The organism is Oceanimonas sp. CAM02 (assembly GCF_032842915.1).
In the GTDB taxonomy this organism is placed as follows: Bacteria; Pseudomonadota; Gammaproteobacteria; order Enterobacterales; family Aeromonadaceae; genus Oceanimonas; species Oceanimonas smirnovii.
Map to the genome: position 1 here is coordinate 47100 of NZ_JAWJBK010000014.1, position 10455 is coordinate 57554.

Sequence of the window (10455 nt, forward strand, 5' to 3'; positions counted from 1 at the left end):
CGCTCCCGGGCCAATGACTTATTTCATACTGACCGCATGCTCGGCAGCGCCTTGCTGCTGCTCTGCCAGCTCTCGCATTTGTTCCACCGCCCACAGTACCCGCTCCGGAGTGGCCGGTGCGTCTATATGCGGATAGCGCAGGTAACCGGAGACACTGGCCACGGCGTCCTTCAGTGCGCACCAGACTGCCATGCCAAGCATAAAGGGCGGCTCGCCCACGGCCTTGGAGTGAAACACGGTGTCTTCCGGGTTCTTGCGGTTTTCCACCAGCTTGATACGAAAATCCGTGGGCATGTCGGCCACTGCCGGAATCTTGTAGCTGGCCGGTCCGCTGGTCATCAGCCGGCCCTTGTCGTTCCATACCAGCTCTTCGGTGGTGAGCCAGCCGGCCCCCTGAATAAAGGCTCCTTCCACCTGACCGATGTCAATGGCCGGGTTCAGGGAGTCGCCCACATCGTGCAGTATGTCGGTGCGCAGCAGCTTGTATTCACCGGTAAGGGTATCTATGACCACTTCGGCACAGGCTGCGCCGTAGGCAAAGTAGTAGAAAGGCCGGCCCGAGCCGCTGGCATGGTCGTAATAGATTTTCGGCGTTTTGTAGAAGCCGGTGCTCGACAGCGAAATCTGGTTGAAGTAGGCCAGCTGAACAAACTCCGGAAACGCCATCAGGGTATCGCGAATTTGCACCAGGTTGTTTTTGAACACCACTTCTTCCGGGCTCACCTGAAAGTGACCGGCAGCCCAGTCGATCAGCCGCTGCTTGATGGTGCGGGCCGCATTCTGGGCCGCCTTGCCATTCAGATCGGTACCGCTCGACGCCGCCGTGGGCGAGGTGTTGGGCACCTTGTCGGTATTGGTGGCGGTGATCTGAATGCGATCAATATCCACCTGAAATTCTTCCGCGACTATCTGGGCCACCTTGATATTCAGGCCCTGACCCATTTCGGTGCCGCCATGGTTAAGGTGAATGCTGCCGTCGGTGTAAACGTGGATCAGCGCCCCGGCCTGGTTGAGAAAGGTGGCCGTAAAGGAGATACCAAACTTCACCGGTGTGATGGCGATGCCCTTTTTCAGAATGGGGCTTTTGGCGTTAAAGGCCCGAATTTCTTTCCGGCGTCTGGCATATTCCGACGACAACTCAAGATCATTCACCAGCTCGTGAATAATGTTGTGCTCCACCGGCTGATGATAGTGAGTGACGTTGCGCTCGGCTTTGCCGTAAAAGTTAATCTTGCGGATCTCCAGGGGATCCTTGCCAAGATAAGAGGCAATTTCGTCCATTACGTGTTCAATGGTCATCATGCCCTGAGGGCCGCCAAAACCGCGATAGGCGGTGTTAGACGCGGTATTGGTCTTGCAGCGATGACCGATAACGGTGGCATCACCCAGGTAATAGGCGTTGTCGGAGTGGAACATGGCCCGGTCAACGATGGACGAGGACAGATCCGGCGAGTAGCCACAGTTACCGGCCACGGTAATTTCTGCCGCCTGAATGCGGCCGCTGTCGTCAAAGCCAATCTTGTACTGGTTAAAGAAGGGGTGACGCTTGCCGGTCATGATCATGTCTTCCATGCGCGGCAACCGCATTTTGGCCGGACGACCGGTGAGGCGCGCCACCACCGCCGCCATGCAGGCGGGGCCGGCGGCCTGGGTTTCCTTGCCGCCAAAGCCACCGCCCATGCGGCGCATGTCGATGACCACTTTGTTCATGGGCACGTCCAGCACACTGGCCACCAGCTTCTGTACCTCGGTGGGGTTCTGGCTGGAGGTGAATACCATCATGCCGCCGTCTTCCGTCGGCACCACAGAGCTGACCTGGGTCTCCAGATAAAAGTGCTCCTGACCGCCGATATGCAGGCTGCCTTCAATGACGTGTTTGGCCTTTTTCAGACCGGCGGCGGAGTCACCTCGCTGCTGCTTGTGGCTTTCGGTGACAAACAGCTCTTTTTCCAGCGCCTCTTCCACCGACAGCACCGCCGGCAGTTCTTCGTATTCCACAATGGCGGCCATGGCAGCCTTGCGGGCGGTTTCCATATCATTGGCGGCTACCGCCAGCACCGGCTGGCCGTAATATTCCACTTTGCCGTCCGCCAGCAGTGGATCACCCGCCAGTACCGGGCCGATATCCAGCTCGCCGGGCACGTCCTCGGCGGTAATGGCAATGGCCACACCGGGAAAATCGTAGCAGGGGCTCACATCCAGCCTGGTAATGCGAGCATGGGCCTGGTCCGACAGGCGGGCATACACATGCAGCTGATTGGGGAACTCCAGGCGATCGTCTATGTACTGGGCCTCGCCGGATACCTGCCGGGCGGCGCTGTCATGAGGCACGCTCTTGCCCACGCCGGTTTGCAGTTCCTGTTTTAATTTCGCCATCATTTCATCGATAGTGAGCGTGTTCTGAGGTTTATTAGACATAAGACGTCACCCTGGTTTCCAGTTTCAGATCCTGTTGTTCGATAAAGCACTTATACAGCAGGTTGGCCGCTGTTTTGATGCGGTATTCCTTGCTGGCACGGAAGTCCGACAGCGGTTCAAAGTCGGCTTCAAGGGCCTTCATGCCGGCCTTGACCGTGGCCATGTTCCAGATCTTGCCCACCAGCGCTTGCTCGCAGCCACTGGCTCGTTTGGGGGTGGCGGCCATGCCGCCAAAACCGATGCGGGCATCGGTGATGATGCCGTTTTCAATGATCAGGTTGAAGGCACCACACACCGCAGAAATATCGTCGTCTATTCGTTTGGACAGCTTGTACACCCTGAAGTGCTGATTGGCCGACGGTTTGGGCACTATGATCTTCTCGATAAACTCCCCTTCTTCCTGAGCGGTCACCTTGTAGCTGAGGAAGTAGTCTTCCACCGGCAGTTCCCGCACTCTGCTCCCTTTGCGCAGCACCAGAGTGGCGTTCAGGGCAATCAGCACCGGCGGCGCATCACCGATGGGCGAGGCGTTGCCGATGTTGCCCCCCAGGGTGCCCTGGTTGCGGATTTGCAGCGAAGCAAAGCGATGCAGCAGCTCGCCAAAGTCGGGGTAGTAGCGGCTTAACGCTTCATAGCTGTCGGTTAAAGAGCGGGCCGCCCCAATCACCAGCCCCTGCTCGGTTTCTTCCAGGGTTTTCATGTCGGCCACATTGCCCACATAAATCATGGTGGGCAGCTCGCGGTGAAACTGGGTCACTTCCAGAGCCAGATCGGTGCCGCCGGCCAGCAGCCGGGCATCCGGATGCTGCTCCAGCAGGGTGCCCAGCTCGGCACTGCTGGTGGGCGAGAAACAGACCTTGTCATCACCGGTAAGAGTGACCAGAGTATCGGTTTCAATCTTGCCCAGCCGCGCCAGCAGTTCCTGCTCATATCGAGAGAAGTCATCGGCCAGCTGTGGCTGCTCGGCTATGGCTTTGGCGGCATCCACGATGGGGCGATAGCCGGTGCAGCGGCACAGGTTGCCGGCCAGCGCCTCAAAGATATCGTGTTTGTCAGCGGCAGGTTTGTTCTTGCTCAGAGCAAACATCGACATGATAAAGCCCGGGGTACAGAAGCCGCACTGAGAGCCATGGAAGTCCACCATGGCCTGCTGCACCGGATGCAGGCGGCCGTCTCTGGACTTAAGATCTTCCACGGTCAGCAGCTGCTTGCCGTGCAGGGCCGAGACAAAGGTAAGACAGGAATTGACCGAGCGATAGCGCATGCGATCACCATCCCGCTCGCCCAGCACCACAGTGCAGGCACCGCAGTCACCGGAGCCGCAGCCTTCCTTGGTGCCGGTTTTACCAACGCGGGTGCGCAGGTAATTGAGCACCGTCATATTAGGGGACAGGTCTTTTTCCTGTCGCAGCTCCTGGTTTAACAAAAAGGTGATCACAGCTTGCCTCCTTCAGGGTAAAACACCCGGACGAACAGATGAGTTGTTAATATCTTTACATCCAATTAAATTAAAATTTGACCTCTCGGTCAACAAAAATTTTACACATGGCTTGCGACGCTTGCCCGGTTCGTAGTTAACTGCTTGCTGAAAAAGCAGTTTTGCTCACAAATTGTGATAGCCAAGCAGCCTGATCTCTTAAAGTGTAGTGGGAGTCATTTTTATCATGTCTGAAACAATTCAGGTGCAACAAAGCCAGCAAGCACACAGAGTGTTTGCCGGCGTGGCCATGGCCATTATGCTGGGAGCGCTGGAAATTACCTTACTGATGCCGGCTATCTCCCGGCTGGGTGAGATCTTTGACTCGCCACAGCTGGCCCCGCTGCTGGTAAGCAGTTATTTGTTCACCATGACCCTGACCATGCCGGTATATGGCCGGCTGAGCGACCGCTTTGGCCGCACCCCCTGTCTGGCCGCAGCGCTGGCGCTGTTTACCTTTGGCTCACTGGCAAGCGCCCTTACCGACAGCCTGCCGGTGTTGCTGGCCACCCGGCTGCTCACCGGCCTGGGCGGCGGTGGTCTGATTGCACTGTCGTTTGCAGTGATTGCCGATGTGATACCACCCCGTCAGGTAGGCCGTTATCAGGGGCTGATTTCCACTCTGTTTGCCGTTTCCAGCGTGGCCGGCCCGCTGCTGGGCGCCTTTATGGTGGCGCATTTTGACTGGCGCTGGCTGTTTCTGTTCAAGCTGCCCCTGGGGCTGCTGGCCATGGCAGTGAGTTATTGGGCATTAAAGGATCTGGGTCATAAAGGAGCCCGCAGCAAGCCGGATAATATCGGCATTACTTTGCTGCTGCTGGCCGGCACCGGCTGGGGTTTGTCTACCAATACCGCCGAGCTGTTGCCGGCACTGGCGGCATACCAGCCTTATATGATGACCGGGGCTGCCCTGCTCAGCCTGGTGCTGCTGGTACAACAATGGCGTCATTCCAATCCGGTGTTGCCATTACGACTGCTGGGCAACCGTTTGCTGGCCATTGCCTTTTTGTTGCTGGCGCTGTCGGAAGGTGTGCGACTGGGGCTGCTGGTTTATCTGCCACTGGCGCTGGAGCAACAGCAAGGCATGAGCCCGGACGGCACCAGCCGGGTGTTACTCTGGTTTATTCTGAGTGTGACCGCCGGTACTTTTATCAGCGGCAAGCGCATTGCTCACAGCGGCTTTTGCCGTCCTTTTCCCTGGGCGGGCGGTGTTCTGCTGGGCCTTGGCTGTGCGTTGTTACTGGCGCTATTTGGCCGCTGGCTGAACGGCCCCTGGCTGTATGGCGGCCTGATTGCCGGTGGCGTGGGCATCGGCTTTTTGATTGTGGCCTGCTCCATTGCAGTGCAAAACGCCCTGCCTTCCCCTCAGCTGGGTGCCGGGCTGGCGCTGATGAACTTCTGTCGCTCCCTGGGCGGCACCCTGGGAGTGGTCTGGCTGAGCTGGCAATATCAGCAGCAGTTAAGCGACTGGTCGGTACCCGTTTACAGCTCGCTCACAGGATATGGGCTGGTGTGCCTGCTGTTGGGTTTCGTGATGCCCGACAAAGAGCTGGGTAATCAGGCCAAGAACCAGCCGGGCTGAAACGTTACTGAGGTAAAGGACGCACTCGGCAGCCTTCAATCACCAGCCGGGTGATCACTTCGGCGGCCTGTTCAAAGTCGCTGTCATCCAGCTCCTCCTTACCCAGGGCCATGGTGATCTGCCAGTTAAAATCGGCATAAGTCTGGGTAGAGGCCCAGATGGCAAACAGCAGATGCCGTGGCTCAAACTGCTCCATCAATCCCTGCCCCATCCAGTCACTCAGCTTGCTGCTCAGCGTTTTGGTCTGCTCACTCAGGCGAGCAATCAGATCTTCTGGCAAGTGAGGAGCACCATGCATGATTTCACTGGCAAACACCTTTGAGGCATAAGGGTAGTCACGGGAAATCGTCAGCTTGGTGCGTATGTAAGCCGTCAGTGCCATTACCGGATCAGCATGCTCCTCAAAAGGAGCAGAGGCCGCCAGCAGCGGCTCGGTCACGCTTTCCAGTACAGCGCGGTAGAGATTTTCCTTGCTGCCGAAATAGTAGTAGATATTGGGCTTGGGCAACTGAGCCAGCTCGGCGATATCGGCAGTTTTGGTGGCGGCATAGCCATGCTCGGCAAATACCCGGCTGGCAGCGCGTATGATTTTTTCTTCGTTTCTGGCTCTTATCCGTGACATAGTTCTTTACGTTTGTTTGACCTACTAGTCAGCAACCATACCCTAATCGGTTACAAATTCATAAAAAAACGCCCACCACAGGGTGAGCGTGAAAAAAGAGTAACCAAGGTTACCCCTCGACCAAAACAATGGGGTGATGAGCCGCACGCAGGCGGGCGCGCACCGAATATTAGCTGCAGTCTGCCTTCAGGCCGGTTTTTTCAATGCCGGCAACGGCGCAGGCTTCATCCACATCAGACAGATCACCGGTAATGCCCACGGCACCAATGATCAGATTATTGTCGTTACGAATAAGTACGCCACCGGGAGCAGGCAACACTTTGCCCTGACCCAGAGTATTGATGGATTGCATAAAGCCCGGACGGGCTTCTGCCATTTCGGCCAGACCACGGGAGCTGCGACCCAGTGCGATGGAGCCCCAGGCCTTGGCAATGGCAATATCGGGACGCATCAGACTGGCAGTATCTTCACGCTGCAAAGATACCAGCACGCCGGCACTGTCGAGCACGGCGACGGTCAGCGGTGCGGCAGACATTTCCCTAGCGCGCTGCAGCGCACCTTCGGTGATTGATAATGCCTGCTCAAGTGAAATTGTATTCATTACTCAATGACTCCCTGTCTAGCCATACTAAAGTATTACCAACTGGACACCAATAAAACATAAAATCGCGACAAAGTTAACAGATATTTGTATACGTTTAATATAAAGACAAACCTTGCGTCACTTCTGCTCCTGTTTTGCGTAAGCCATTAACAAGTGCCGGCATTGATGTATTAACTGTCTTCTGGCCGCTGCCTGCCTGACCAATGGCACGAATATTGCTCACTTCTCGGCTCAGGCATCATTCAATGGAGAAAATACAATGCCGGAGCTGCGACAGGTTTCTACGCTGAACTGGTTTATGTGCTGGCTGATGCTGAGCTGCCTGCTGATCACGCTGTTGCCCGACAGTCTGTTTACCGGTGCCTTTGGACTCTGGCTTGCCGATTACCGGCTACTCTTTGTGCTTGCCCTGGTGTTGTCAGCGACTTATTTTCTGTCGATTGGTGCCATCATGCTGTTTCAGCATGTGTTTTATCGTAAACAGCGAGTGACCCGGCAAAAGCTGCTGAAAGAGCTGCTTGAATACCTGGATCCGAATGAAAAAGCCGTGCTGCGGGAGTTTGTGATCCAGCGTAAAAGCGTCATAAAACTGCCGGTCACCGAGCCCGCCGTCAAAAATTTGTTGAATCAGGGCATTCTGACCTACGCCTACGGCGAGCCGGGAGAAAACAGCCTGCAGGCCATCAAGGCGCTGATGATCACGCTGGAAGCGCGCCCCCTGTTAACCTTCAGAGTACTGGGGCTGAATCCGGCCAACATGACCGAAGAGCAGAAAAGTCAGCTCCTCAGCTCTCGCCCCCGCTATGCTTACAAACAGCTGGGCCGCAGCTGACTGCTTCAACAAAAAAAGCTCCCGAAGGAGCTTTTTTTGTACTAGGCGGCCGGTGTCAGGCCACTTCATAAAAGACGGCGTTTTTAGCGGTTTCTTCAGCCAGAATGGCCAGTGCAACCGGAATACATTTACCACACTGGGAGCCAGCTCCCAGCTCGCGCTTGAGATCCATAAAATCGGCATTGCCTTCGGCAATGGCTGCTTTTAACTGGCGTTCGGTAATACCTTTGCACAAACAAACATACATAAATGATGCCCTCCGCTATAGGGCAAATCTAAATGATATCAGTTATCAGTGCAAGTTAATTTTGACTAAAAACACGTCGATTTACGTCAAGTGTCCTTTTTAACACTCACGACCCGCCCAGCTCTTGCCAGGCCTGAAACAGCGTCAGATAGACCTTGCCACTGAGTTGCCGCAACAGCTCGCTGCGCTCCAGCCGATCCATCACAGGGCCTTTTACCTCGGCCAGATGAAAACAAATACCGGCAAGCCTGAGGCGTTCATTAATCATCAGCAGGCTGTCGAGGGCTGAAGCGTCAATGCGGTTGACTGCCGTGCATTGCAGCACCAGGTGGCGCAGCCCGGGGCGCTGACTGACCAGCGTCGCGATTACCTCTTCCAGCTCACCCGCATTGGCAAAATACAGGCTTTCGTCAATTCGCAGACACAGCAGCCTCTCGTTCAGCTCTACACGATGACGGAGCCGGTTACGAAAATGCTCCGTGCCGGCAATGCGGCCCACCTCAGCCCAGTGTGGCTTGTGGCTGTGATACAAATGCAGCAACAGTGACACCAGAATGCCGCTCACCAGGCCGATCTCAACGCCTGCCGTCAGCGTCACGATAAAGGTAACGCACAAGGCACTGAAGTCAGCTCGGGAATAACGCCAGGTGTAGCCGAAATGCCGCCAGTCAAACAACCCCAGTACCGATACAACTATGGTGGCGGCCAGCACTGCCTGGGGCAGGTTACTCAGCCAGGGCGCAAACCAGAGCCCGGCCAGGGTAATGCCGAAAGCAGCATAAATACCGGCTGCCGGCGTTTGTGCGCCGGCGTCAAAGTTCACCACGGAGCGGGCAAAGCCCCCGGTTACCGGCATGCCACCGGAGACGCCTGCAGACAAGTTAGCCAGCCCCAGGCCAATCAGCTCCCTGTTGGGCCGAATGCGTTGCCGGCGGCGCGCTGCCAGAGTCTGACCGATGGATACCGACTCGACGAATCCCACCAGGCCCAGCAGTAATGAAGGCAATACCAGCTCCCGCCATGGCAAATTGTGCCACTCGGGCCAGCTCAGCACCGGCAAGCCAGCCGGAACGGATTGCACCACCGCCACGCCGGCGCTCTCCAGATCCAGCTGCACCGACAGTACAATCGCCGACATCACCACCAGGGCCGGCATCAGCCGCACCACTGCGGTGGCCGAGGCCGGGCTCATTATCCGCAACAACAGGCCTTTAAGGCCGGCCCGGGCCCATAACAGGGCGATCAGGCTGATAACCGACACCCCCAGGGTCGCCGGCGGTATGGCTTCAGACTGGGCCACCAGCACCACAGGAAGCTGCCAGAGCGCCCCTTCAAGCTGAACCCCCAGCAGGTGACGCAACTGGCTTAGCGTAATCAGCACCGCAGACGCACTGATAAAGCCCGACATCACTGAATGACTGATAAAATGCGCCACAAACCCCAGCCGGAACAGGCCAAACAGCAGCAACCAGCCACCGCTCAGCAACGCCAGCGCCAGGGCCCCGTCAGTGTAATGCACTCCCTGCAGTGAGAGCTGGCCCAGGGTAGCCGCCGTCATCAGAGACAACACCGCCACCGGCCCAACCGACAGGGTTCGGCTTGAGCCGGACAGTGCATAGATAATTAATGGCAATATGCTGGCATAAAGGCCAGCCTGAGGCGGCAGCCCCGCCAGCATGGCATAAGCCAGCGACTGAGGGATCAGCATCAGGGTAACAATCAGTGCTGCGGCTCCATCCTGAGCCAGTATGCTGCGGCTATAATCTTTCGCCCACTCGGGCAACAGACTCATGATGACAGGCGTTCCGCCATCCGGCCGGCATGGACAGAGAGATCATAACCAGCTGCAGCAGCCTGCTGCAGCAATACTTCTGCCGGCTGCCGGGCTGCCTGAGACAAGGCCCACAGCGTAATAGAGCGGGTACCGGTGCGACAAAAGGCCAGTACGGGGCCCGGGTGGCGCTTCAGGGCCGTGTCAAAGTCGGTAATGGCCTCATCGGTAAAGTTGCCTGAGCTGATAGGAATCCACTCCCAGGCAAAGCCCTGACTGCGCGCCTCGGCTGCCAGCGCCTCGGCGGCAGGCTGCCCTTCTGTTTCACCATCAGGACGGTTACAGATAAGGGTTTTGTATCCCAGCTGTTTAAGCGTCGCCAGATCGCCGGCGGTGACCTGATCCGCCACCGCAAAGCCGGAGGTTACCTGTTTGATATTCATACTGGGTTCCTTAATTGGGTTATCGGTGACGAATGATAGCATTCCCCTCACACCTTTAGATTAGAAGTTACTAACATAAAGGTGTGCAGGCAAGCTCAGAAACGAAAAAAGGAGGCCGAAGCCTCCTTTTTTGCAGCGCGGGTTGCGCAAGTCATCAATTACTTGATGATCTTGGCTACAACGCCGGCGCCCACGGTGCGGCCACCTTCACGGATAGCGAAGCGCAGACCGTCTTCCATCGCGATGGGAGCGATCAGGCTTACAACCATCTTGATGTTGTCGCCAGGCATTACCATTTCAACGCCTTCCGGCAGTTCGATGGTACCGGTCACGTCAGTAGTACGGAAGTAGAACTGAGGACGGTAGCCTTTGAAGAACGGAGTGTGACGGCCGCCTTCGTCTTTGGACAGTACGTATACTTCGGATTCGAAGTCGGTGTGCGGAGTGATGGAGCCCGGC

Annotated in this window: 10 protein-coding genes and 1 pseudogene; 2 read left to right on the top strand and 9 right to left on the bottom strand. The window is 56.7% G+C overall.

Annotated features, from left to right (window positions below; genetic code table 11):
• Positions 1-18: 18 nt before the first annotated feature.
• Both xdhB and xdhA read right to left on the bottom strand, forming a co-directional pair.
• On the bottom strand, positions 19-2418 hold the full coding sequence (gene xdhB / locus R0I78_RS04225) for a xanthine dehydrogenase molybdopterin binding subunit (protein ID WP_317074431.1): 2400 nt from the start codon (positions 2416-2418) through the stop codon (positions 19-21).
• Positions 2411-3856, bottom strand: coding sequence for a xanthine dehydrogenase small subunit (xdhA, locus tag R0I78_RS04230; RefSeq protein ID WP_317074432.1), 1446 nt, complete (start codon positions 3854-3856; stop codon positions 2411-2413). The genes xdhB and xdhA overlap by 8 nt, the downstream gene beginning before the upstream one ends.
• A gap of 226 nt (positions 3857-4082) precedes the next feature.
• On the opposite strand from xdhA, the gene R0I78_RS04235 reads away from it, so the two are divergent.
• Positions 4083-5477, top strand: coding sequence for an MFS transporter (locus R0I78_RS04235; protein WP_317074433.1), 1395 nt, complete (start codon positions 4083-4085; stop codon positions 5475-5477).
• A 4-nt stretch (positions 5478-5481) separates the two neighbouring features.
• Here R0I78_RS04235 and R0I78_RS04240 read toward each other — a convergent pair whose 3' ends face one another.
• The 3 genes from R0I78_RS04240 to R0I78_RS04250 all read right to left on the bottom strand — a co-directional run bounded on the left by R0I78_RS04240 (position 5482) and on the right by R0I78_RS04250 (position 6926).
• Positions 5482-6099: a TetR/AcrR family transcriptional regulator gene (locus tag R0I78_RS04240; protein ID WP_019935981.1), complete on the bottom strand. Its 618-nt coding sequence runs from the start codon at positions 6097-6099 to the stop codon at positions 5482-5484.
• A gap of 169 nt (positions 6100-6268) precedes the next feature.
• Positions 6269-6700, bottom strand: coding sequence for a GlcG/HbpS family heme-binding protein (locus R0I78_RS04245; protein ID WP_019935980.1), 432 nt, complete (start codon positions 6698-6700; stop codon positions 6269-6271).
• Between the two features lie 97 nt (positions 6701-6797).
• Positions 6798-6926 (bottom strand): hypothetical protein, encoded by a 129-nt coding sequence (locus tag R0I78_RS04250; RefSeq protein WP_281163195.1) that lies wholly within the window; start codon positions 6924-6926, stop codon positions 6798-6800.
• A 36-nt stretch (positions 6927-6962) separates the two neighbouring features.
• Here R0I78_RS04250 and R0I78_RS04255 point away from each other — a divergent pair, with 36 nt between their 5' ends.
• Positions 6963-7535: a superinfection exclusion B family protein gene (locus R0I78_RS04255; protein WP_019935979.1), complete on the top strand. Its 573-nt coding sequence runs from the start codon at positions 6963-6965 to the stop codon at positions 7533-7535.
• A 55-nt stretch (positions 7536-7590) separates the two neighbouring features.
• Here R0I78_RS04255 and R0I78_RS04260 read toward each other — a convergent pair whose 3' ends face one another.
• The 4 genes and pseudogenes from R0I78_RS04260 to tuf form a co-directional block, all read right to left on the bottom strand.
• Positions 7591-7782: a bacterioferritin-associated ferredoxin gene (locus R0I78_RS04260; protein ID WP_019935978.1), complete on the bottom strand. Its 192-nt coding sequence runs from the start codon at positions 7780-7782 to the stop codon at positions 7591-7593.
• A gap of 106 nt (positions 7783-7888) precedes the next feature.
• A complete protein-coding gene (locus R0I78_RS04265; RefSeq protein WP_317074434.1) occupies positions 7889-9574 on the bottom strand; it encodes a SulP family inorganic anion transporter in 1686 nt (561 codons plus the stop codon).
• The gene (locus R0I78_RS04270) at positions 9571-9996 is read right to left on the bottom strand and encodes a TIGR01244 family sulfur transferase (protein ID WP_317074435.1); all 426 of its coding nucleotides are present in this window, start codon (positions 9994-9996) and stop codon (positions 9571-9573) included. The genes R0I78_RS04265 and R0I78_RS04270 overlap by 4 nt, the downstream gene beginning before the upstream one ends.
• A gap of 158 nt (positions 9997-10154) precedes the next feature.
• Positions 10155-10455, bottom strand: a pseudogene (tuf, locus tag R0I78_RS04275) (elongation factor Tu); the annotation flags it as partial.